The sequence below is a fragment of the Sphingopyxis sp. genome (assembly GCF_035250425.1).
Taxonomy (GTDB): domain Bacteria; phylum Pseudomonadota; class Alphaproteobacteria; order Sphingomonadales; family Sphingomonadaceae; genus Sphingopyxis.
Genome location: NZ_DATFFD010000237.1, coordinates 1 through 23299 on the forward strand (window position 1 = coordinate 1; position 23299 = coordinate 23299).

Below are 23299 nucleotides of genomic sequence, written 5' to 3' on the forward strand. Positions count from 1 at the left end.
CGCCGCCCCGACCACCGCACCCGAAGCTGCACCGGCAGCGGCGCCCGCCGCCACGCCGGCCGCCAAGAATTAATAAGGGGTCCGACAGATGACCGATATCGCAGCGACTGCACCCGCGCACGGCCATGCCGATCACGCGCATGACGACCATGATCACGACACCCCGGGCTTCTTCGTCCGCTGGTTCATGTCGACGAACCACAAGGACATCGGCACCCTCTACCTGATCTTCGCGATCATCGCCGGCATCGTCGGCGGTGGGCTTTCGGGCATGATGCGCCTCGAACTCGCCGAACCCGGCGTCCAGTATCTTTCGGGCTGGGCGCATATGCTGGGCGGCGCGAGCGACGAGGTCGCGGGCAAGCATTTCTGGAACGTGATGATCACCGCGCACGGCTTGATTATGGTGTTCTTCATGGTCATGCCGGCGATGATCGGCGGCTTCGGCAACTGGTTCGTGCCGCTGATGATCGGCGCGCCCGACATGGCTTTTCCGCGCATGAACAATGTGTCCTTCTGGCTGACCGCCGTCGCGTTCGTCATGCTTTTCGGTTCGATGTTCGTGCCCGGGGGCAGCGGCAATGGCGCCGGCACCGGCTGGACGGTCTATGCTCCGCTGTCGACCAGCGGCTCGGCAGGGCCGGCGGTCGACATGGCGATCTTCTCGCTCCACCTCGCTGGCGCGGCGTCGATCCTCGGTGCGATCAACTTCATTACCACTATCTTCAACATGCGCGCGCCGGGCATGACGCTGCACAAGATGCCGCTGTTCGTGTGGTCGGTGCTCGTCACCGCCTTCCTGCTGCTGCTCGCGCTGCCGGTCCTCGCCGCCGCGATCACCATGCTGCTGACCGACCGCAACTTCGGCACCACCTTCTATGATGCGGCCGGCGGCGGCGATCCCGTCCTCTACCAGCATCTCTTCTGGTTCTTCGGCCACCCCGAAGTGTATATCATGATCCTGCCGGGCTTCGGCATGGTCAGCCAGATCATCTCGACCTTCAGCAAGAAGCCGGTGTTCGGTTATCTCGGCATGGCATACGCCATGGTCGCGATCGGCGTCGTCGGCTTCATCGTGTGGGCGCACCACATGTTCACGGTCGGCATGAGCGTGAACCTCAAGATGTACTTCACCGCCGCGACGATGGTCATCGCGGTCCCGACGGGCATCAAGATCTTCAGCTGGATCGCCACCATGTGGGGCGGCTCGATGACGTTCAAGACCCCGATGATGTGGTCGCTCGGCTTCATCTTCATGTTCACCGTCGGCGGCGTGACCGGCGTCGTGCTTGCCAATGGCGGCGTCGACACCAATTTGCACGACACCTATTATGTCGTCGCGCACTTCCACTATGTGCTGTCGCTGGGCGCGGTCTTCTCGCTCTTCGCCGGCTTCTATTACTGGTTCCCGAAGATGTCGGGCCGGATGTACAACGAGGCGCTCGGCCAGTTGCACTTCTGGGTCTTCTTTATCGGCGTGAACGTCATGTTCTTCCCCCAGCACTTCCTGGGCCAGCAGGGCATGCCGCGCCGTTATCCCGACTATGCGGAGGCCTATGCCCATTGGCATTATGTCTCGTCGTTCGGCTATGTGATCATGGGCGTCGGCATGCTCTTCTTCTTCCTGAACATCGGCTACTCGCTGTTCGCGGGCAAGAAGGCCGCAGACAATCCGTGGGGCGAAGGCGCGACGACGCTCGAATGGACGCTGTCGAGCCCGCCGCCGTTCCACCAGTTCAACGAACTGCCGCGTATCGCGTGACGTTTATCGCCTGATTGCGCGCGCCCCCTGCTGAAACCCGGCAGGGGCGCTGCCCGACAGGCCGGAGTTATCATGGCGCAGAGCCTGACCCACGGCGAAACTTCACTACCCGCCGATTGGCGCGACCTGTTCGCGCTGACGAAGCCGCGCGTGATGTCGCTGGTGGTGTTCACCGCGCTGTGCGGACTGCTCGCGGCGCCGGGGCATGTGCCGCCGGTTCTCGCTTTCTCCTCGATCCTCGCGATCGCGCTGGGGGCAGGGGCGTCGGGCGCGCTCAACCAATGGTATGAGGCCGGGCTCGACGCGAAGATGAAGCGGACCGCGGGCCGCCCGCTTCCCGCCGGGCGGCTCGATCCGCAGACCGCGTTGCAGTTCGGGGTCGGCCTCGCGGCCTTTTCGCTGTTCCTGATGCTGTTCGCGTCGAACTGGCAAGCGACGCTGCTGCTCGCCGTCTCGATCCTCTTCTATGTCTTCGTCTATACGATGTGGCTGAAGCCGCGGACCCCGCAGAATATCGTCATCGGCGGCGCCGCCGGTGCTTTCCCGCCGCTGATCGGCTGGGTCGCCGCGACGGGGTCGATCGCGCCGCTGCCGGTGCTGCTCTTCCTCTTGATCTTCCTGTGGACGCCGCCGCATTTCTGGGCGCTCGCGCTGTTCATGCGCTCGGACTATGCCGCCGCGGGCATTCCGATGATGCCCGTTGTCGCGGGCGAGAAATCGACGCGGCGCCAGATATTGTTTTACGCCGTCATCATGGCGATCGGTGCGATCGCGCCGTGGCCGCTCGGCTACACCGGCGCGCTTTACGGCTGGACCGCGGTGGTGCTTTCGGCGGTGTTTGTTGCGCTGTCGATCCAGGTCGGCACGCGGACGACGGGCGAGGGGGACCTGATGCAACCCGAAAAGCGCCTGTTCGCTTATTCGATCGCCTATCTTTTCATTCTGTTCGGCGCTGTCGTCGCCGACCATTGGTGGCCGCTATGACCGAAGAACCGAATCATGAACCTTTCGACGAGGCCGAATATCGCCGCCGCCAGCGCAGTCGTGCGAACCTGATGGCCTGGATGCTCGGTGCGCTGGCGATCCTGTTTTTCTTCATCACCATCGCAAAGATGCAGATATTCTCATGATGGGGCGGCTGTCCCCGAACGCGAAGACCGCCAGCCTCGCCGCGTTGATGGCGCTCGCGATGACCGGTCTCGGGTTCGCGGCGGTGCCGCTCTATGATCTCTTCTGCCGCGTCACGGGGTTCGGCGGTACGACGCAGCGCTACGATCCGGTCGCCGCAGCGGCCGAGCCGAAAATCCTGTCGGACACGATCTCGATCCGTTTCGACGCCAATGTCTCGCCGAACCTGCCGTGGAAATTCTATCCCGAGCATCCGACCGACATGGTCAGTATCGGTGCGCGCGACATGGCGATCTTCATCGCCGAAAATGTTTCGGCAAAGCCCGTCGTCGGGACCGCGAGTTTCAACGTCACGCCCGATCAGGCGGGCAAATATTTTACCAAAATCCAGTGCTTCTGCTTCACCCAGCAACGGCTCGAGCCGGGGCAGCAGATGCGCATGCCGGTGCTGTTCTTCGTCGATCCGAAGATCATGGACGACCCCGACGCGCGCGACGTGCAGGAAATCACTCTCAGCTACACCTTCCACCCCGTAGATGCGGTAGACGAGGGTAAAAAGGCGAGCTAAGGCCGCGAACAAGAGTCTAACAAGACCGGCAGATGATGGGGAATCATCATGCTGGGGCTGCTAAAAACGGGAAACACGCCATGTCCGGTGCGAAACATCATGACTACCACCTCGTAAATCCCAGCGTCTGGCCGCTCATCGGCTCGGTCGCTGCGCTCGTGATGTTCTTCGGGCTCGTGATGTCGATGCACGCGGATTATTTCGGCGGCATCGGCAAATGGGTTCTCGGCCTCGGCTTCATGGGCGTGATCGCCACCTTCTTCAGCTGGTGGTCGGACGTCATCAACGAAGCCCATGCCGGCGACCATACTCCGGTCGTCCAGCTGCACCTGCGTTACGGCATGATCCTGTTCATCGCGTCCGAAGTCATGTTCTTCGTCGGCTGGTTCTGGGCATGGTTCGACTTCTCGCTCTTCCCGGTTCCGATCGAATATGCCGAAGGCGCGGTCACCTCGCTGTTCGGCCAGGACGGCGCGGCCGCGATCACCATGTGGCCGCCGAAGGGCATCGAAGTCATCGACGCCTTCTCGCTGCCTTTGCTCAACACGCTGATCCTGCTTTGCTCGGGCACCACGATCACCTGGGCGCACCATGCGCTGATCCACGGCGACCGCGAAGGCCTGAAAAAAGGCCTGTGGCTGACGATCATCCTCGGCGTCGTCTTCTCGTCGATCCAGGCCTATGAATATGCGCATGCGCCGTTCGGCTTCGGACAGAGCAATTACAGCTCGGCCTTCTATATGGCGACCGGCTTCCACGGCTTCCATGTGCTCGTCGGCACGATCTTCCTGATCGTCTGCCTCGTGCGCACCTACAAGGGCCACTTCACCCCGCAGCAGCATTTCGGTTTCGAAGCCGCCGCCTGGTACTGGCACTTCGTCGACGTGGTGTGGCTGTTCCTCTTCATCATCGTCTATGTCTGGGGCGGCTGGGGCGCGCCTGTCGCCGCGCACTAAATTGCCGGACGGCGATCACATTCAAAAGGGGCAGCCGCCGGTCTGGCGCGCTGCCCTTTTTGGTCTCTGCCCCGAATGCGGCGCGCCGACGCTGTTCGACGGGCCGGTGAAGTTCCGCGCGAAATGCGAAAGCTGCGGCCTCGATTATGGCCGCTACAATGTCGGCGACGGCCCCGCGGCGTTCCTGACCTTGATCATCGGCGCGCTGCTGATCGCGATCGCGCTGACGCTCGATGCCATGGTGCGGCCGCCTTTGTGGGTGCATATCATCCTCTGGGTGCCGCTGACCGCCGCCGCGGTCGTCTATGGCCTGCGCGTCGGCAAGGGCGCCTTGTTGGCGAGCGAGCATCAGCGTCAGGCAGCCGAAGGCCGCAAGGTGGACAAAGAAGATGACTGAACCAGCCCAACAGCCCGCGCGGCGCTGGCCGCTGATCCCCACGATCCTCGTGCTCGCCGCGGTCGCGGTGATGATCGCGCTCGGCATCTGGCAACTCCAGCGCAAGAGCGAGAAGGAAGCGCTGATCGCGCTCTACCAGCGCAATGTGGCGATGTCGTCGATGGTAACCTATCCCGAGCTGCCGCCGGTTTCGGACGCTTTCCTCTATCGCAAGAGCAGCGTCGTCTGCCTCGAACCCATGCGCTGGGATCCGCGCAGCGGCACCGACCGGAAGGGCAGGTCGGGCATCCGCATGATTGCCGACTGCCGCACCGGCGCCGAAGGGCCGGGCGTACTCGTCGATGTCGGCATCGGCGATGATTTCGCGCCGCCCAAATGGACCGGCGGAACGGTGCAGGGGACGATCGTTCCCGGCCCCGAACAGCCGACGGTGATGGAGCGCGCGATGGGCAAGGCGGTGCCCGCGCGCACGATGCTGATCGCCGATCAACCGGTCGCGGGATTGCGGGCGAGTGCGGTGCCGTCGGCTGACGATACGCCGAACAATCACCTTGCCTATGCGGTCCAATGGTTCTTCTTCGCCATCGTGGCGCTGATTATCTACATCCTCGCGGTCCGCCGCCGCTTGCAGCCGTGACGGCGCGCCGCTAGGCGCTGTCCGTCATGGACTATATCAGCACCCGCGGCTCTGCGCCGACCCTCGACTTTCGTGCCGCAACCTTGGCGGGCCTTGCCGGCGATGGCGGCCTTTATGTGCCGGCGAAATGGCCGCAGATGCCGGTCGACGAAATTCGCGCGCTCGCGGGTCTCGACTATGCCGAAACCGCGGTGCGGATCATGCGGCCCTTCGTCGCGGGCGTGCTGACCGAGGATGAATTGCGCGAGCTGTGCCGTGCCGCCTACGGCCGTTTCAGCCACGACGCGGTGACCCCGCTCGTCCAGCTCGATCATCGCCACTGGCTGCTCGAACTGTTCCACGGCCCGACGCTCGCGTTCAAGGATGTCGCGCTGCAACTGCTCGGCCAGCTGTTCGAGAAATTCCTCGCCGGCGGCGATACGAACATCACGATCGTGGGCGCGACCTCGGGCGATACCGGATCGGCGGCGATCGAGGCGGTCGCGGGGCGCGAGCATATCCAGATCTTCATGCTCCATCCCGAGGGCCGCGTCAGCGACGTACAGCGGCGCCAGATGACGACGGTGCTGGCGCCCAACGTCCATAATATCGCGATCGACGGCAGCTTCGACGATGCGCAGGCGATGGTGAAGCGGCTGTTCGGCGACGAAGAGGCGCGCAGCCAGGTCACGCTGTCGGCGGTAAACAGCATCAACTGGGCGCGGCTGATGGCGCAGGTCGTCTATTATTTCTATGCCGCAGTCCGGCTCGGCGGCCCCGACCGTCCGATTGCGTTCAGCGTCCCGACGGGCAATTTCGGCGACGTATTCGCGGGCTATGTCGCGGCGCAGATGGGCTTGCCGATCGCGCGGCTGGTGGTCGCGACCAACGTCAACGACATCCTCCACCGCGCGCTGACCCGCGGCGACTATAGCGCGGGGACGGTCACCGCGACTGCGACGCCGAGCATGGACATTCAGGTCAGCAGCAATTTCGAACGGCTGCTGTTCGACCTCGCGGGCCGCGACGGCGCAGCGATCACCGCAATGATGGGCGAGTTCGACAAGAACCGCGCGATGTCGATCCCCGCCGATATGCTCGCGGGCGCGCGCGGGCTGTTTTCGAGCGCGAGCATCGACGGCGACGCGATGGCGCTCGCGCTGCGCTGGGCGCAGGAACATGGCGGGCAGATCATCGATCCGCATAGCGCGGTCGGCCTCGCCGCGGCGCGCGCGCTCGAGATCGATGCCGATATTCCGGTCGTCACGCTCGCGACCGCGCATCCGGCAAAGTTCCGCGAAGCGGTCGAACGCGCGACGGGCGTGCGCCCGCCGCTCCCCGCGCGGCTCGGCAATCTGTTCGACCGCGAGGAGCGCTATACGCGCCTTCCCGGCGACTATGATGCGGTGAAGGCCTTTGTCCTCGCGGAAGCCGCGCGTGGCTGATCTTCTGCCCCTCGTCACGCTTGTCGGCGAAGCGTGGGACGATTATGGGCTGGTCGACAGCGGGAACGGGCGCAAGCTCGAACGCTATGGCCGCTTTCGCTTCATCCGTCCCGAACCACAGGCGATGTGGGCGCCCGCGCTCCCCGCCAGCGAGTGGGACGCCGCCGATGGCGAGTTCGTCCCCGCGTCCGACGACGACGGCGGCGGTCGCTGGTATTATAACAAGCCCGTGCCCGCCGAAGGCTGGCCGCTCGGCTGGCGCGAAACGCGCTTCACCGCGCAATGCACGCCCTTTCGCCATCTCGGCTTTTTCCCCGACATGGCGCCGGTGTGGGACTGGCTGCGCGAACGCGTCGCCGATAAGGCCGATCCCGCCTTCCTGAACCTGTTCGGCTACACCGGGGTTGGCAGCCAGGCGCTCGCCGCCGTGGGCGCCTCGGTCACGCATGTCGATGCGTCGAAAAAGTCGGTCGGACAGGCGCGTGAAAACGCCGAGCTCGCGGGCATGGCGGACAAGCCCGTGCGCTGGATCGTCGACGATGCGGGCAAGTTCGCCGCGCGCGAAGTCCGCCGCGAGCGGCGCTACGACGCGATCCTGCTCGACCCGCCCAAATTCGGCCGCGGTCCCGGCGGCGAACGCTGGCAGATCGAGGAAGGCCTTGCGCCGCTGCTCGCCGATTGCCGCCAGCTGCTCGACGAGGACAGCCGCGCGCTGTTCCTCACCGTCTATGCGGTGCGCATGTCGGCGCTGGCGATCGGCGAACTCCTCGCACAGCTTTTCGCCGACTTGCCCGGCAAGGTCGAGTGCGGCGAACTCGCGGTGCGCGAAGAGGCGCGGGGACTGCTGCTCCCGACCGCGATTTTCGCCCGCTGGAGCCGCTGACCGCGGACTTCGCCCTTATTATGTCGCATACGTTTGCGGCACAGAATCTGTGATATTGTGACCGAAATGCCACACGCATGCGTTGACAATGAGAACGTTCCCATTTAGATAACGTTCACATTGAACAAATGTCGCCGAAAACGAGCGGCTTATCGGGAGGGAATGAGATGCGGGCTTCGCACAAGCTTCGGCTGGCCAGAATATTGGCGGGCACTTCGGCATTGGCCTTGATGGGCGTCGCGCAGACCGCGATCGCGCAGGAAACGCCGGCCGGGGGCGTGAACGGCGACGAGATCGTCGTGACCGGCATCCGCGCCAGCCTTGCCGCATCGGCCGACATCAAGCGCGAGGCGCAAGGCGTCGTCGACGCGATCTCCGCCGAAGACATCGGCAAATTTCCCGACACCAACCTCGCCGAATCGCTGCAGCGCATCACCGGCGTATCGATCGATCGCCAGAATGGTGAAGGCTCGCTGGTCACCGTCCGCGGCTTCGGCCCCGAATTCAACCTGGTCACGGTCAACGGCCGCCAGGTGCCGACCGCCGTCATCGGCGACGGCGGCAGCGCACCGTCGTCGCGCTCGTTCGACTTTGCCAACCTCGCTTCCGAAGGGATCGCGGGCGTCGAAGTGTACAAGAGCGGTCGTGCGACGATCGAATCGGGCGGCATCGGTTCGACGATCAACATCCGCACCCCGCGCCCGCTCGACAATCCCGGGCTGCGCGGCAGCCTTGCCGTCAAGGGCGTGTATGACACGTCGCGCAACAAAGGCGACACGATCACGCCCGAAATATCGGGTATCGTCAGCACGACCTTTGCCGACGACACGATCGGCATCATGGTCGCGGGTTCGTACCAGAAGCGCAAATCGAGCACGAACACGGCGAACGTGGGCTGGCGCGACGGTTATCTCGGCAGCGAGAATAATTGGGGTTCGCTGGCGCAGCCGGGCACGGATGGCGCTACGAGGATCACCAACCGGCCCGATCCGACCGACGTCTACCAGGTGGCGCAGAACGCGTCCTACGATCTCAACGACATCAACCGCGAGCGCATCAACGGCCAGGCGGTGCTGCAGTTCCGTCCGAGCGATGCGCTGACCGCGACGGTCGAATATATCTATTCGCGCAACACCGTCGAAACGCGCAACAGCAACGTCGGCGTGTGGTTCAACCATGGCGACACGTCGAGCGCATGGACCGATGGTCCGGTCGCCGGCCCGCTCTTCTATACCGAGCGTTTCACGCCGCCCGATCCGGGCTGCGCCGCGCCGTCGCCGCCGGCGCCGAACAACTGCCTGGTCGGCAAGGATCTGTCGTATAGCGGCGCGCTGATCGAGAACCGGGCCGAGAACAAGTCGCTGGGGTTCAACCTCGAGTGGAAAGGGCCGGGCGGCGTCACCTTCGAACTCGACGCGCATCATTCGACGGCCGAAGTGAAACCGGTCAATAATTTCGGATCGAGCATGTCGCTGGGCAATGCGGTCTTTGGTGTTGCCAACCAGACGATCAATTTCGAAAATGACCTGCCGATCATCTCCTATGCGATGCATCCCGGGATCGACCCGCTGAATCGGGCGTTGATCACCCCGACGGGCAACGCTTTCCGCAACGCCTATTTCCGCAACCGGATCGACCAGGTCCAGCTGCGCGGCCAGTACGACCATGACGGCGGCTTCCTCGACAGCATCGATTTCGGTGTCTCCTATGTCGACAGCAAGGTGCGCTCGGCCTTCGGCACGATCCAGAACGATGATACATGGGGCGGCGCGGGGCCGGCGTCCGATATTCCCGACGACATCTTCGATCTCGTTACGCTTCCGGACAAATTCCCGGGCCTCGCGCAGCCGGACATGATCCAGAGCTTCTACAGCTTCGATTTCGAACGCATGGCCGATCTGGTCGAGCAAAATTATCAGATGTGCAGCGACCCGCTGACCGGTGCAAACATAGCGGGCACCTGTCTGGCCGTGTTCAATACCGACCGGCGCATCTCCGAAAAGACGCTGGCGCCCTATTTGCAGGTCGCCACCGAGTTCGATCTCTTCCAGAATCCGGCGCATTTCGTCGCGGGGCTTCGGTACGAAACCACCGACATTGCGTCGTCGGCGCTGGTGCCGGCGCCCGTCACCACCGACTGGGTGGGCGAGAATGAGTTCAACATCGTCCTTTCGGGCGAAAGCCAATTCACGCGCTTCAAGGGATCGTACGATAATTGGCTGCCGGCGTTCGATTTGGACATTTCGCCACTGGAAAACGTCAAGCTGCGAGCCTCGTACAGCCACACGATCACGCGCTCCGACTATGCGAGCATGCAGGGCGGGCGCACGCTCGACACGCTGTTCCGCATCGGCGGCGGCACCGGCGCGCAGGGCAATCCGGGGCTGATCCCATATAAATCGAAGAATATCGACCTGTCGGCGGAATGGTATTATGCGCGCGACAGCTATATCTCGGTGGGTTATTTCCACAAGGATGTCAGCAATTTCCTGTCGTCGACGCGGATCGACACCGATGCGTTCGGACTGACCACGCCGGTGAACGGGCCGCGCTGGCAGGCCGCGGTCGCGGCGCTCGGGCCGAATGCGACAGTGGCGCAGATTCGTCAGGAGATCATCCGGCGCTTCCCCGACACGGTCACGGGCAATGTCATCCATGCCGCGCCGGGCGATCCGCTCGTCAATTTCGAGATCACAACGCCGATCAACAGCGATCGGACCGCATCGATCAAGGGATGGGAGTTCGCGCTCCAACATAGTTTCTGGGATACGGGCTTCGGCGTGATCCTGAACTATACGATCGTCGACGGCAGCGCGACGTACGACAATACGCAGCCATCGTCGGTGCCGCAGTTCGCGCTGACCGGGCTCAGCGACAGCGCCAACGCGGTCGCCTATTATGACAAGAACGGACTTCAGGCGCGTGTCGCATGGAACTGGCGCGACGAATTCCTTCACGGAACGGGACCCAACCCCTTCTATACCGAGGAATATTGGCAGATCGACGCGAGTGCGAGCTATGAGTTCATCCCGGGCCTGACCGGCTTTGTCGAGGCGATCAACCTGACCGGCGAGGGGCGCCGCGGGCATCTTCGTCACAAGAATAATGTCACCTTCGCGCAGCCCGGTTTTGCGCGATACTCGGCAGGGGTCAGGTTCAGCTTCTAATGCGAGTGGCTACGTCCGCCGGGTCGCAGGCAAGAGGGTCGCGCCTTTCGGGGTGCGGCTCTTTTGCGTGACGGCGGCGGTGGGTTGGCTTAGGATCGACGGCAATGAATAGCGCGATCGAGAGGGTTGTCATCGTGGGCGGCGGCACCGCCGGCTGGCTCGCGGCGTGCCTCCTCGCCAGCGCGCGCCGCGCCGCAAAGCTCGACGTCATATTGATCGAGGCACCCGACATTCCGACGATCGGCGTCGGCGAGGGAACCTGGCCGACGATGCGCGCGACGCTGGCGTCGATAGGGATTGGCGAGGCCGAATTTCTTGCCGGCTGCGACGGATCGTTCAAACAGGGATCGCGCTTCGACGGCTGGGTGACCGGCGCCGAGGGCGATCGCTATCTGCACCCGTTCACGCCGCCCCCCGCCGCGCCAACCGCTGAGTTGCTCGCGGCCTGGCAGACGGGCGCGCCCGACCTGCCGTTCGCGGCGGCGATGACCGCGCAGGCGCATGTCTGCGACCTCGATCTGGCGCCGCGCCAGCGCGCGATGCCCGATTATCAGGGCGCGGCGAATTACGCCTATCACCTCGACGCCGGAAAATTTGCGGCGCTGCTCGCGGTCCATGCAGTCCAGCGGCTCGGTGTCCGTCACATATCGGACCATGTCGTCGGGGTGGCGCGCGACGATGACGGAGGCATCGCGTCGGTCGCGACGCGCCGGAACGGCGATATAGTGGGCGACCTCTTCATCGATTGCAGCGGCCATGCATCGCTGCTGATTGGCGAACATCTTGGCGTCGCGTGGATCGATCGCGGCGATGTCTTGTTCAACGACCGCGCGCTCGCGGCGCAGGTTCCGGTTGCCCCGGGCAGCCCGATCGCGTCGCAAACGATGTCGACCGCGCATGAAGCCGGCTGGATCTGGGACATCGGACTGCCGGGCCGCCGCGGCATCGGCTGCGTCTATGCGAGCCGCTTCATGGACGACGATGCGGCCGAGGCGACCTTGCGCGCCTATATCGCCCGCGTGCTGCCCGATGCGCCCGGCGTTCCCGCACGGCGCCTGAGCTTTCCGACCGGGCACCGTGCGCGGTTCTGGGAGGGCAATTGCGTCGCCGTCGGCCTGTCGGCGGGCTTCATCGAACCGCTCGAGGCATCGGCGATCGTGATGATCGAATTGTCGCTGAAGGCGCTCATCGACAATTTCCCGGCGCGCCGAGCGGCGATGCCGATCCACGCCGATCGCTTCAACGAGCTGTTCCGCTATCGCTGGGACCGCATCGTCGAGTTCCTCAAGCTCCATTATGCGCTGAGCCGGCGCGAGGAGCCCTATTGGCTTGCGCAGCGCGACCCCGCGCATATGCCGCCGCGCCTGACCGAGATGCTGGAGCTGTGGCACGACCAGCCGCCGTCGGCATGGGATTTCCCGCGCGTCGACGAGATTTTCTCGGCCGAAAGCCACCAATATATTCTCTATGGCATGGGCTATCCGGTGCCCGCCGATTTGCCCGCGAGCGAGCGGGCGGCGGCGTTGCTCGCCGAGAACCGGCAGCGCGCCCGCTCGCTCGCCGCGGCGCTGCCCGCCAATCGCGACTATCTCGCCGCCCTTGCATCCGGTGCGCATAGCGCCGCGGCGCGATAGGAAAGGAATTTGATGACCCGTCACGCCGTCCTCGACAACAAGACTCACCGCGACCTGCGCATCCGGACCGACGCGGGGGCGGAGCTGGGCGACGACATCATGGCGACGCTGACGGTGCCCAGCGAGTTCCGGCGCGTGCAGGCCCATTTCCCGATTCTGTTCCGCCGCGAAACCGGGCGCGAGGCGTTTACCGCGCTCGCGATGTTCGGGTTCGAGAATGGCGAGAATCTGTTTCTCGACGGCGACCGCTGGGATGCGCGCTATCGCCCGCTGTCGGCCGCGATCCAACCGTTCTTGATCGGGCGTCCGGCGAGCGGCGACGGTCCGGGGCAGATCCATATCGACATGGACCATCCGCGCATCGCGGCGACGGGCGAGGGCGTCCGGCTGTTCGACGCCGACGGCATGGCGACGCCCTATCTCGACGACATCGCCCAGCGGCTCGGCGACCTCGACGAAGGCTATCGCGAGAGCGGCGCCTTCTACGACGCGCTGCTCGCGTACGACCTGCTCGAACCCTTCAGCCTCGAAGTCACGCTCGACGACGGATCGGTCCATTCGCTCGTCGGCTTCCACATCATCGACGAGGCGAAGCTGCGCGCGCTCGATGGCGAGGCGCTCGGCGCGCTCCACGCCGCGGGGCATTTGATGCCGATGTTCATGGCGCTCGCCTCGCTGTCGCAACTGTCGGTGCTGGTCGCGCGTAAGAACCGCAGGCTGGCCGGTGGCTGAGCGCGACCGCGCCATATACGACCGCCTCGCGCCGGTGCGCGAGCGCGAATGGAATAAGGGGGTGGGGCTCGACGCGTTGCTGGAAGGCGCGCGCGAGCCCTTTGTCCTTCGTGGGCTGGTGAGCGACTGGCCGCTTGTTGCGGCAGGCAAAAGCGCGGCGCGCGACGCCCGTAGCTATTTGCTCGATCATGCGCGCGACCGTCCGTTCAAAGTGTCGATCGGCGCGCCGGGGCACGACGGGCGGCTGTTCTACGACGCCGAGATGGAGATGAATTTTCGCATCGGGACGGGCAAACTCGCCGACATCTTCGGCGGCATCGATACGGCCGAGGAACGCGGTGAAAACCGCACCGTCTATCTTGCCTCGATCGACATCCCGTCGCATTTCGACGGGCTCGACGAGGCGAATTCGGTCGACCTGGGCACACGCGATCCGCTGAAAAGCATCTGGATCGGCACGCGCACCAGGATCGCCGCGCACAATGATTTTCCCGACAATCTCGCCTGCTGCGCCGTCGGGCGGCGCCGCTTCACGCTGTTCCCGCCGCACCAGTTTCGCAACCTCTATCTGGGGCCGATCGACAACACGCCCGCGGGCCGCGCGGTCAGCATGGTCGATTTCGACGCGCCCGACCTGACAGCCTTCCCGCGCTTCGTCGATGCGATGGCCGAGGCGCAGACGATCGAACTCGAACCCGGCGACGCGATCTTCATCCCGTCGATGTGGTGGCACCATGTCGAGGGGCTCGCGGATTTCAATGTGCTGGTCAATTACTGGTGGCGCAGCACGCCCGCCTGGCTCGGGCAGCCGCAGGTCGCGCTGAACCACGCGATCCTCGCGATCCGCGACCTGCCGCCCGAGGACAAGGCGATCTGGCGTGAGCTGTTCGACCATTATGTGTTCGAGAATGACGACCGGGTCACCGGCCATATTCCCGAAAAGGCGCGCAGCATCCTCGCGCGGCTCACCCCCGAAAGCGCCGGGCGCCTGCGCGCTTTCCTGTTGAGGACACTCAGCCGATGAATGAAAATAAACGCGTCCAGCGCATCGTGATTGCGGGCGGCGGCACCGCGGGCTGGATGACCGCAGCGGCTATCGCGCGCACGCTGGGGCAGGCGATCGACCTGACGCTCGTGGAATCCGAAGCGATCGGGACGATCGGGGTCGGCGAATCGACCATTCCGCCGTTGGTCAATTTCAACCGCATCCTGCGCATCAACGAAGCCGATTTCATGCGCGCGACGCAGGCGACCTTCAAGCTCGGCATCCTGTTCGACGATTGGAAGGATCTGGGGACGCAATATTTCCACAGCTTCGGCCTGACCGGCAAGGATCACTGGTCGGCGGGCTTTCAGCATTTCTGGCTCTATGGACGCACCAGGGGGCACGAGCAGCCCTATGACGATTATTGCATGGAGCTGAAGGCGGCGATCGCGGGCAAGTTCGCGCACTTGCCCGAAGACCGCATGAATTACGCCTATCAGCTCGATTCCGGGCTCTATGCGCGCTTCCTGCGCGCGATGGCCGAGGCCGACGGGACGAAGCGCATCGAAGGCAAGATCGCGCGCGTCGAACTCGACGGGACAAGCGGCGATATCGCCGCGCTTGTCCTCGACGGCGACCGGCGGATCGAGGGCGATTTGTTCATCGACTGCACGGGCTTTCGCGCGCTGTTGGTGGAAGGCGCGCTCCACGCCGGGTTCGACGACTGGAGCAACTGGCTGCCGTGCGACAGCGCGATCGCGCTGCAGACCCCGAACGTCCACCCGCCCGTCCCCTATACGCGCGTGATGGCGCACGACGCCGGTTGGCAATGGCGCATTCCGCTCCAGCACCGCACCGGCAACGGCATCGTCTATTGCAGCCGCTATCTCGACAAGGATGCCGCGCTCGACCGGATGCTCGGCAATATCGAGGGCGACGCGCTGACCGAACCCAATTTCCTGCGCTTCACCGCGGGCGCGCGGCGCAAGCAATGGTATCGCAACTGCGTCGCCGTCGGGCTGTCGGCGGGTTTCATGGAGCCGCTGGAATCGACCGCGATCCACCTGATCCAGCGGTCGGTGCTGCGCTTTATCCGTATGCTGCCGGCTGGCCGCGTCAGCGAGCGCGACGTCGCCGAGTATAACGAGCAGCAGATGCAGGACATGCTGCAAATCCGCGATTTCCTGGTCCTTCACTATAAGGTGACCAACCGCCGCGACAGCCCGTTCTGGCGCCATTGCGCGGCGATGCCGATCCCCGATACGCTGGAACAGAAGATCGAATTGTTTCGCGAGACGGGCCGCGTTTTCCGCAAGAACGAGGAATTGTTCGCCGAAAACAGCTGGGTGCAGGTGATGATGGGGCAGGGGATCGAGCCGCAAAGCCATCACCCGATCGCCGAAAAGCTGCGCGACGACGAGCTCGACCGGTTGCTCGAGGCGATCCGCGGCGAGGTGCGCCAGACGGTCGCCAGCCTGCCCGCGCATCAGGATTATGTTGCCCGCTATTGCGGCGCCGCGGTCCCGCAAGCGGCGTAAGGGGCGGAAATTATGGAAGCAGAACGGGTTCGTGGCTGGCATTGTGGCGACGATGCGGTTAGCGATTGCGGCGAGATAGGGGGCCGGGAAAGATAATGGGGCGTCGGCGGCAGTCGGTTACGATCAAGCATGTTGCGGCCGACGCAGGCGTGTCGCTGCAGACGGTGAGCCGCGTCATCAACAACGAGCCCAACGTTCGGCCCGAGATGAAGGAACGCGTCCAGGCGTCGATCGACAAGCTCGGTTACGTTCCCTCGATCGCCGCGCAGCGGATGAGCGGGTCGCGCTCTTATCTGATCCTCGCGATCAACGACCGCGAGCGCACCATCGCCGACTGGCAGGGGCGGCAGGGGGTCGACTGGGTCGACCAGATGCTGCTCGGCGGGATGCTGAAATGCGCCGAATATGGCTATCGGATGATCTTCGAGCTGGTCGACACGCACAATGATCATGTCGAACGCGAACTGCGCGCGGCGATCGCGGCGCTACAGCCCGACGGGGTGATCCTGACCCCGCCGCATTCGGACAATCCATTGATCGTCGGCCTGCTCGACCAGCAGAAGATTCCGTTCGCGCGCATCGGATCGCGCGGCGGCGCGGCGGGCATCGCGCTGACGATGGACGACGAAGGATCGGCGCGGCGCGCGACGCGGCACCTGATCGACCTTGGCCACCAGCGCATCGGCTTCATTCCGGGCTCGCCCGAATATAGCCTCAGCCGCTGGCGCGTCGACGGCTGGGAAAGCGAAATGGCGGCCGCCGGCCTCGCCACCGACGGGCTGCTCGCCGAAGGCGATTTCACTTTTGCGTCGGGCGCCGCCGCGGCGCGGCACTTGCTGGGCGGCGCCAATCCGCCGACGGCGATCATCGCGAGCAGCGACCAGATGGCGCTCGCGACGCTGGAGGTCGCGCGCGACCTTGGCATCGATGTGCCGGGCCAATTGTCGATCGTCAGTTTCGACAACACGCCGGTCGTCCGCTTCACCCAGCCGGCGCTGACCGCGGTCGATCAGCCGGTCGCCGAAACCGCGTCGCGCGCGGTCGAACTGATCATCGCGGCGCAGCGCGGGGCGCCGCGCCCGACCGAACCGACACGCGTGCAGGGCGGCCTCGTCCAGCGCGGATCGACCGCCGCACCGCCTGTCGCCGTCCATGGCTGACGCCGGAACCCCGCGCCGCCAGTCCCTTGCTTTCCTCCTGCTTTATGCGCTCGCGTGGGCGGGAGGGGCGATCGCCTATGTTCCCTTCCTGACCATCTGGCTGCCCGGGCGTATGACCGAGCTGGCTGGGCCGGCCGACGTACAGGCACTGGGATATGTCACCTTTTTCGGCGCCGTCGCGGCGAGCGCCGGCGGCATCGGTTTCGGCTGGCTGAGCGATCTGACGCGCAATCGGCGCGGCTGGATATTGGCGGGGCTGGTGCTGACGATCGCCTTGCTGCTGGCCGTTCCGCTGGCGCATAATATCTGGTCGCTGGTCGCGATCATCGTCGCGTGGCAACTCACGCTCAACATGATGCTCGGGCCGCTCGCGGCATGGGCCGGGGATCTCGTTCCCGACGAACAGAAGGGGCTGCTCGGCGGGCTGCTCGCCTTTTCGCCCGCTCTCGGCGGCTGGTCGGGATGGCTCGTCACCTGGCCGGGGCTGGTGTCGGCGGAGCAGCGGCTGGTGGTCATTGCGTTGCTGGTGGCGAGCGCCGTCCTGCCGGTGCTGTTGCTCGGCCGCCCGCGCGCGTTCCCCGATCTCACCACACCGCCCGCTGCGCGCGCGATCGGGGAGCGGCGGCGGCCGACCGGTCCGGCGGTGCGGATGTGGTTTGCGCGCCTGCTCGTCCAGATCGCCGAGGCGGCGCTGTTCGCCTATCTCTATTTCTGGTTCCGCGCGATCGATCCCGGCATGCACGACAATGAAAAGGCGCAATTGTTCGGCATGGCGCTGACAATCGCGATCCCGATCGCGCTGGCGGCCGGCCGCTGGGCCGACCGCAACGACCGGCCGTTCGTGCCGCTCGTCGCCGCCGCGGCGGTGTCGAGCCTCGGAATGGTCGGCATGGCGCTGGCGACGGGGCTCGACGCTGCGAAGGCGGGCTATCTCGTCTTCGGTATCGCATCGACGGTGTTCCTGTCGCTGCATAGCGGCCAGACGCTGCGCATCCTGCCGCGGCCAGACCGGCGCGGACGCGACCTTGGTATCTTCAACCTGACCAACACCGTGCCGTCGCTGATCATGCCGTGGCTGACGATCTCGCTCGTTCCGGGCTTCGGCTTCGATGCGCTTTTCCTGCTGCTCGCGGGGCTCTCCGCGATCGCGGTGCTGCTGCTCGCGACGATGCCGCGGCTTCGCTGATATAAGCCGAAAACAGAGCGCTTGCTTTCATCCACCCGCTATGCGAAGTGAAATTTGATAACGTTCACATTAGAGGAATGGGAGAGACGATGCGCCGACAGGCAATGGGTATGGCGACCGCGCTGCTGCTGGCAGGAACGGCAACCGCGACCGCGCATACCACGGGAACCGAAGCGGCCAAGGTCCATCCCGAACTGTGGCCCGCTGCAAAAAGCCCCGCGGCGATCACCGATCCCAAAACCGAAGCGCGCATCGACGCGCTGATCGGGAAAATGACGATCGAGCAAAAGGTCGGCCAGCTGGTCCAGGCCGACATCAGCACGATCACGCCCAAGGATCTCGAAACCTATTCGCTCGGCTCGATCCTCGCGGGCGGCAACAGCGGCCCCAATGGCAATGAGCGTTCGAGCGCCGCCGATTGGGCGAAGCTGGTCGGCGATTTTCGCGCGGTGTCGCTGCGCCGCCAAGCGAACGGCGTCGCGATCCCGATCATCTTTGGCGTCGACGCCGTCCACGGTCACAACAATATCCCCGGCGCGACGTTGTTCCCGCACAATATCGGCCTCGGCGCCGCACGCGACCCCGAACTGATCCAGCGGATCGGCGCGGTCACTGCCGCCGAAATCGCGGGCAGCGGGATCGAATGGACCTTTGCCCCGACGCTGGCGGTGCCGCAGGATCTGCGCTGGGGGCGGAGCTATGAAGGCTATGCCGCCGACCCGAAGCTCGTCGCCGAATATGCCAAGGCAATGGTGCTGGGGCTGCAAGGGCCGCTCGCGCCGGGCAAGAGTGTCGGTGCGAGCCATGTCGCCGCGACCGCCAAGCATTTCCTCGCCGACGGCGGGACGTTCGAGGGCAAGGACCAGGGCGATGCCAAGGTCGACGAGAAGGAACTGATCGCGAAACATGCGATGGGTTACCCCGCCGCGATCGACGCCGGCGCGCTGACCGTGATGGCGAGTTTCTCGAGCTGGCAGGGCGTCAAGAATCACGGCAACAAGGGGCTGCTGACCGACGCGCTCAAGGACAAGATGGGCTTTGCGGGCTTCGTCGTCGGCGACTGGAACGGGCACGGGCAGGTTGCGGGATGCAGCGTCACCGATTGCGCGCAGTCGATCAACGCCGGGCTCGACATGTTCATGGCGCCCGACAGCTGGAAGGGTCTTTACGAAACGACCCTGAAACATGCCAAGGACGGCACGATCCCGGCCGCGCGGCTCGACGATGCGGTGCGGCGCATCCTGCGCGTGAAATACAAGCTCGGCCTGTTCCCCGAAGGCCATGTCGACCGCAGCGTCGTGAAGGCGGTCGGCACGCCCGAGCATCTGGCGGTCGCGCGCGAGGCGGTCGCCAAGTCGCTCGTCCTGCTCAAGAACAATGGCGGCGTGCTGCCGATCAAGCCCGGCGCGCGCGTGCTCGTCACCGGCCCCGCGGCCGACAGCATGGCGATCCAGTCGGGCGGCTGGACGGTCAGCTGGCAGGGCACCGATGTCACCCACGCCGACTTCCCGAATGGCCAGACGATCTGGGAGGCGCTGAACAAGGCGGTACGCGACGCCGGCGGCACAGCGACGCTTTCCGAAGGCGGCGCGTTCAAGGAAAAGCCCGACGTCGCGGTCGTCGTGTTCGGCGAGGCGCCCTATGCCGAATTCCAGGGCGACGTCGCGACGCTCGACTATCAACCGTCGGAGGCGACCGACCTCGCGACGCTCAAGAAGCTGAAGGCCGCGGGCATTCCCGTGGTCGCGCTGTTCCTGTCGGGGCGGCCGATGTTCACCAACCCCGAAATCAACGCGGCCGACGCGTTCGTCGCGGGCTGGCTGCCGGGGTCGCAGGGTGCCGGCGTCGCCGACGTGCTCGTCGCGGGCAAGGATGGCAAGACGGTGCGCGGCTTTACCGGGACGCTGCCCTTCGCCTGGCCGGCCGACGCGCGATCACCCGTAGAAAAGCCGCAGTTCGCGGTCGGCTACGGCCTGAAATATGGCGCGAGCACGACGGTTCCGCAGCTGTCCGAGGAACTGGGCGTCGACATCGCGGCGGCGCTGAATGTCGAGAATTTCTTCTCGGGCGGCCGCGCCCGCGCGCCGTGGGTGCTGACGATTACCGATGCGGGCGGTGCGCGCCCGGTCGAGTCCGCCCCGGTATCGAGCCCCGGCGGCCTGATCGCCGCGCGCTCGGTCGATGTCCGCGCGCAGGAGGATGGCAAGAGCTTCGTCTGGACCGGACCCGCCGCGCTGCACCTCAGCGGCCCCTATGCCGACCTGTCGCGCCAGCTCAACAACAGCTTCGCGCTCCGCGTCGACTGGCGGGTCGATGCGATCGGCAGCGGCCCGGTCACTCTCGCGCTCGGCGGCAAGGCGTTCGACATCTCGGCGGCGGTCAAAGCGGCGCCAAAGGGGCAGGTGTCGACGATCAAGGTGCCGCTCCGCTGCTTCGCCGATGCGGGCGCCAATCTGCGGCAGGTCGACTATGCCGTCTCGATCCAGAGCGACAAGGGCTTCGCCGCGACGCTGTTGAATACGAATGTCGAGGCCATTGGAGAGAATCTGCCTTGCCCGCCGGTGGTAAAGTGACAAGACCGTCATCCGGGTTCGCCTGAGACAAGGCAAGGGAGAGAGAGAATGGCATTAGCGCCGAACGTCGCGACGAATGCGGTCGAACAGCCGGGCAAGGGCGGCAACAGCACGCGGGTGGTGCTGATCCTCGCTTTTGCGGTGTTTTTCCTGCTGGGCGGGGTGACCAACATCAACGACCTGCTGGTCGGCAAGTTCAAGCCGATGTTCCACCTGACGCATGCGCAGGCGAATCTGGTGCAGATGGCGTTTTTCATTGCCTATGGCGCCTTTTCGATCCCCGCCGGCATCATCATGTCGAAACTCGGCTATATCCGCACCTTCGCGCTCGGGTTCATCATCGTCGCGGCGGCCGCTTTCCTCTTCATTCCGGCTTCGGCCGCGGCGTCCTACCCCGGTTTCCTTGCCGCACTCTTTTGCATCGGTGCGGGGATCACGGTGCTGCAGGTCGCAATGAATCCGGTGATCACGACACTGGGGCCGGTCGAAACCTCGCATAGCCGGCTGACCTTTGCCCAGGCATTCAATTCGATCGGGGTGTTCCTGATGGTCTATGGCGGCGCGGCCTTCCTCCTCGGCGATGAACAGCCGATCGACGCCGAGACCGCGAGCGAGGCGCAAATCCAGGCCTATCGCGTCGCCGAGGGCGCGTCGATCGGCACCGCCTATATGTGGCTCGGGGTGCTGATGCTGGTGATCGCGGCGGTATTCTGGATGTACCGGTCGGCGATCGACCACGCCAAGACCGACGATGTGAAGCTCGAGGGCACCTGGGGCTTGCTGACGCACAATCGCCGCGTCCAGTTCGGCGCGCTGTGCATCTTCGTCTATGTCGGCGCCGAAGTGGCGATCGGCTCGAACCTGATGGCCTATCTCGCCGAACCAAGCGTGATGGGGCTGGGGCTCCAGGCGGCGGGCAAGCTGGTTGCGATGTACTGGCTGGGCGCGCTGGTCGGCCGGTTGCTCGGCGGCTTCATCCTGCGGCTCGCCAAGCCGGGTCGCGTGCTCATGACCTTTGCGGCCGGCGCGATCACGCTGATCATCCTGTCGGCGGTGACGACGGGCGCGCTGTCGGGCTGGGCGCTGATCCTGGTCGGCTTCTGCAATTCGCTGATGTTCCCGACGATCTTCAGCCTCGCGACCGAGGGGCTCGGCGAACGGACGCCGCAGGGGTCGGGCATCATGTGCACCGCGATTATCGGCGGGGCGATCGTCCCGTTCCTGTTCGGAACGGTGGCCGATCTCAGCGGCGACATCCGGCTCGCGCTGGCGGTGCCGCTGATCTGCTATGCGATCATCGCGAGCTTCGGGCTGTGGGCGGCGCGTCCGGCGACCGCCTAACGGTCGAGACAAATAAAGCCGCGGGCGATCGCGTACTAGCGCGCGATCGCCCGCAGCCTCCCGCCCCCTCGCGGGAATCGCTGAAACTCAGGCCGGATCGGCAATTTCGATCCGGTTCCGCCCGCCGGCCTTGGCCCTGTAGAGGGCGGCGTCGGCGGCCTTGAGCGCGGCGCGCGTGTCGCCATAGCCAAAGACGTCGGCGACCCCGCCCGAGAAGGTGATCTGGCCAAAGGGCTCGTCGGTCTTGCGGTTGATCAGGCGCCGGCCGGCCAGCGCCTCGCGGGCATCGTCGAGCTTTTCGGCTGCCTGCGACGGGGTCAGGCCGCGGAACAGCATGACGAACTCCTCGCCGCCGTGGCGCGCGACGTGGCAATGGTCGTTCGAAATCCGCGCCAGCGTGTCGGCAATCGCCTTGATCACGCGGTCGCCCGCCTCGTGGCCGTGGATATCATTGACCTTCTTGAATTCGTCGATGTCGCAAAAGGCGATGCTCAGCGGTTCGACCGCGGCGCGTGCTTCCTTATAGTGCCGGTCGAGCAAGGCCTCGAACGCCCGGCGGTTGGGCAGGCCGGTCAGATAGTCGATCTCGGCGTCGCGCTTGGCGCGATCGAGGCTCCTGCGCAGGGCTTTTGCCTCGTCCTCGCTCTTGCGCATATCGTCCTCGGCCTTGCGCGTGCGGTCGAGCATGACCTTGGCAAGATCGGCGAGGCTCGAGACGATGCGGCCCGTCTTCTGCAACTGTTCGAGGTCGACGACATGTTGTTCGAGTTCGGTCCCGTAATCGCTGGTGACCGTGCGGGCTTCTTTCGTATTTGCCTGGAACGCTTCGATATTGGTTTCGAGCCGGGTCATCAGCCGGTCGAGTTCGACGCGATCGGGCTGACCCGCCTCCTGTTCGTCGAGTTCGCTCAGCCATTTCTGGCTGATCCCCTCGGGAGTCTGCACCTGCGCGACGATCTGCCGCGCGAGGCGGGGATTGCGGCCCGAAAAGGCGCTGTGCGCGAGCAGCAGATTGGCCGGCGACACGTCGAGGTCATTGTCGACGAGAAAGGAGGTGATCGAGGCGGCGAGTTCGTATCGCGCCTGGCGTGCAAGGTCGTATGGCCCTGCGCCGTCCGGCGGCGCATGGCTGCTTTCGGGGGGGGCGCCGCGCGATTGGCGAAGCCCCAGCCAACCCAGGAACCGTCCTACCGGCTCGTTCGATTGTGTCGCTTTGGTGGTCATGCGA

At 65.1% G+C, this 23299-nt stretch carries 19 protein-coding genes; 18 read left to right on the forward strand and 1 reads right to left on the reverse strand.

All coding sequences use genetic code 11. The annotated features are described in order from the left end of the window. Window positions 1-88 precede the first annotated feature (88 nt). The 18 genes from ctaD (at window position 89) to VJ811_RS14365 (ending at window position 22071) form a co-directional block, all read left to right on the forward strand. Entirely contained in the window at window positions 89-1762 is a 1674-nt protein-coding gene (ctaD, locus tag VJ811_RS14280; RefSeq protein ID WP_324073479.1) for a cytochrome c oxidase subunit I, read from the forward strand. A gap of 72 nt (window positions 1763-1834) precedes the next feature. Then, a complete protein-coding gene (locus VJ811_RS14285) occupies window positions 1835-2746 on the forward strand; it encodes a heme o synthase (RefSeq protein ID WP_324073481.1) in 912 nt (303 codons plus the stop codon). Continuing rightward, window positions 2743-2892 carry a hypothetical protein gene (locus tag VJ811_RS14290; RefSeq protein ID WP_324073482.1) on the forward strand — a complete coding sequence of 50 codons (150 nt, stop codon included), beginning with the start codon at window positions 2743-2745 and terminating at the stop codon, window positions 2890-2892. Before VJ811_RS14285 ends, VJ811_RS14290 begins: the two co-directional genes overlap by 4 nt. Next, window positions 2889-3458, forward strand: coding sequence for a cytochrome c oxidase assembly protein (locus VJ811_RS14295; RefSeq protein WP_324073484.1), 570 nt, complete (start codon window positions 2889-2891; stop codon window positions 3456-3458). Before VJ811_RS14290 ends, VJ811_RS14295 begins: the two co-directional genes overlap by 4 nt. A gap of 80 nt (window positions 3459-3538) precedes the next feature. After that, the gene (locus tag VJ811_RS14300; protein WP_324073486.1) at window positions 3539-4414 is read left to right on the forward strand and encodes a cytochrome c oxidase subunit 3; all 876 of its coding nucleotides are present in this window, start codon (window positions 3539-3541) and stop codon (window positions 4412-4414) included. Between the two features lies 1 nt (window position 4415). Next, window positions 4416-4811, forward strand: a complete 396-nt coding sequence (locus VJ811_RS14305; RefSeq protein ID WP_324073488.1) for a DUF983 domain-containing protein — start codon at window positions 4416-4418, stop codon at window positions 4809-4811. Beyond that, window positions 4804-5448, forward strand: a complete 645-nt coding sequence (locus VJ811_RS14310) for an SURF1 family protein (RefSeq protein ID WP_324073490.1) — start codon at window positions 4804-4806, stop codon at window positions 5446-5448. Before VJ811_RS14305 ends, VJ811_RS14310 begins: the two co-directional genes overlap by 8 nt. Window positions 5449-5474: 26 nt before the next feature. Then, complete coding sequence (thrC, locus tag VJ811_RS14315; RefSeq protein WP_324073492.1) at window positions 5475-6872, forward strand: threonine synthase; 1398 nt, start codon at window positions 5475-5477, stop codon at window positions 6870-6872. A 4-nt stretch (window positions 6873-6876) separates the two neighbouring features. After that, on the forward strand, window positions 6877-7755 hold the full coding sequence (locus tag VJ811_RS14320) for a class I SAM-dependent methyltransferase (RefSeq protein WP_324073512.1): 879 nt from the start codon (window positions 6877-6879) through the stop codon (window positions 7753-7755). Window positions 7756-7922: 167 nt separating this feature from the next. After that, on the forward strand, window positions 7923-10922 hold the full coding sequence (locus tag VJ811_RS14325) for a TonB-dependent receptor (RefSeq protein ID WP_324073493.1): 3000 nt from the start codon (window positions 7923-7925) through the stop codon (window positions 10920-10922). A gap of 104 nt (window positions 10923-11026) precedes the next feature. After that, window positions 11027-12556, forward strand: coding sequence for a tryptophan halogenase family protein (locus VJ811_RS14330; protein ID WP_324073494.1), 1530 nt, complete (start codon window positions 11027-11029; stop codon window positions 12554-12556). A 12-nt stretch (window positions 12557-12568) separates the two neighbouring features. Continuing rightward, complete coding sequence (locus VJ811_RS14335) at window positions 12569-13288, forward strand: SapC family protein (protein ID WP_324073496.1); 720 nt, start codon at window positions 12569-12571, stop codon at window positions 13286-13288. Then, a complete protein-coding gene (locus tag VJ811_RS14340; protein ID WP_324073498.1) occupies window positions 13281-14312 on the forward strand; it encodes a cupin-like domain-containing protein in 1032 nt (343 codons plus the stop codon). The genes VJ811_RS14335 and VJ811_RS14340 overlap by 8 nt, the downstream gene beginning before the upstream one ends. Further along, a complete protein-coding gene (locus VJ811_RS14345) occupies window positions 14309-15811 on the forward strand; it encodes a tryptophan halogenase family protein (protein WP_324073500.1) in 1503 nt (500 codons plus the stop codon). The genes VJ811_RS14340 and VJ811_RS14345 overlap by 4 nt, the downstream gene beginning before the upstream one ends. Before the next feature lie 95 nt (window positions 15812-15906). Further along, on the forward strand, window positions 15907-16971 hold the full coding sequence (locus tag VJ811_RS14350; RefSeq protein WP_324073502.1) for a LacI family DNA-binding transcriptional regulator: 1065 nt from the start codon (window positions 15907-15909) through the stop codon (window positions 16969-16971). Further along, complete coding sequence (locus tag VJ811_RS14355; protein WP_324073503.1) at window positions 16964-18157, forward strand: MFS transporter; 1194 nt, start codon at window positions 16964-16966, stop codon at window positions 18155-18157. The genes VJ811_RS14350 and VJ811_RS14355 overlap by 8 nt, the downstream gene beginning before the upstream one ends. A gap of 89 nt (window positions 18158-18246) precedes the next feature. Beyond that, entirely contained in the window at window positions 18247-20730 is a 2484-nt protein-coding gene (locus VJ811_RS14360) for a glycoside hydrolase family 3 protein (protein ID WP_324073506.1), read from the forward strand. Window positions 20731-20778: 48 nt separating this feature from the next. Further along, window positions 20779-22071 (forward strand): sugar MFS transporter, encoded by a 1293-nt coding sequence (locus VJ811_RS14365; RefSeq protein WP_324073508.1) that lies wholly within the window; start codon window positions 20779-20781, stop codon window positions 22069-22071. An 87-nt stretch (window positions 22072-22158) separates the two neighbouring features. On the opposite strand, the gene VJ811_RS14370 is transcribed toward VJ811_RS14365, so the two are convergent. Continuing rightward, window positions 22159-23299: GGDEF domain-containing protein (locus VJ811_RS14370; RefSeq protein ID WP_324073510.1), on the reverse strand; the 1141-nt coding region annotated here is incomplete at its 5' end.

Coding starts and splice junctions, on each gene's coding strand:
- VJ811_RS14345 (WP_324073500.1), top strand. CDS start 14,309: ATGAATGAAAATAAACGCGTCCAGCGCATCGTGATTGCGGGCGGCGGC.
- VJ811_RS14330 (WP_324073494.1), top strand. CDS start 11,027: ATGAATAGCGCGATCGAGAGGGTTGTCATCGTGGGCGGCGGCACCGCC.
- thrC (WP_324073492.1), top strand. CDS start 5,475: ATGGACTATATCAGCACCCGCGGCTCTGCGCCGACCCTCGACTTTCGT.
- VJ811_RS14355 (WP_324073503.1), top strand. CDS start 16,964: ATGGCTGACGCCGGAACCCCGCGCCGCCAGTCCCTTGCTTTCCTCCTG.
- VJ811_RS14365 (WP_324073508.1), top strand. CDS start 20,779: ATGGCATTAGCGCCGAACGTCGCGACGAATGCGGTCGAACAGCCGGGC.
- VJ811_RS14310 (WP_324073490.1), top strand. CDS start 4,804: ATGACTGAACCAGCCCAACAGCCCGCGCGGCGCTGGCCGCTGATCCCC.
- VJ811_RS14350 (WP_324073502.1), top strand. CDS start 15,907: ATGGGGCGTCGGCGGCAGTCGGTTACGATCAAGCATGTTGCGGCCGAC.
- VJ811_RS14325 (WP_324073493.1), top strand. CDS start 7,923: ATGCGGGCTTCGCACAAGCTTCGGCTGGCCAGAATATTGGCGGGCACT.
- VJ811_RS14290 (WP_324073482.1), top strand. CDS start 2,743: ATGACCGAAGAACCGAATCATGAACCTTTCGACGAGGCCGAATATCGC.
- VJ811_RS14300 (WP_324073486.1), top strand. CDS start 3,539: ATGTCCGGTGCGAAACATCATGACTACCACCTCGTAAATCCCAGCGTC.
- VJ811_RS14360 (WP_324073506.1), top strand. CDS start 18,247: ATGCGCCGACAGGCAATGGGTATGGCGACCGCGCTGCTGCTGGCAGGA.
- VJ811_RS14295 (WP_324073484.1), top strand. CDS start 2,889: ATGATGGGGCGGCTGTCCCCGAACGCGAAGACCGCCAGCCTCGCCGCG.
- VJ811_RS14285 (WP_324073481.1), top strand. CDS start 1,835: ATGGCGCAGAGCCTGACCCACGGCGAAACTTCACTACCCGCCGATTGG.
- VJ811_RS14335 (WP_324073496.1), top strand. CDS start 12,569: ATGACCCGTCACGCCGTCCTCGACAACAAGACTCACCGCGACCTGCGC.
- ctaD (WP_324073479.1), top strand. CDS start 89: ATGACCGATATCGCAGCGACTGCACCCGCGCACGGCCATGCCGATCAC.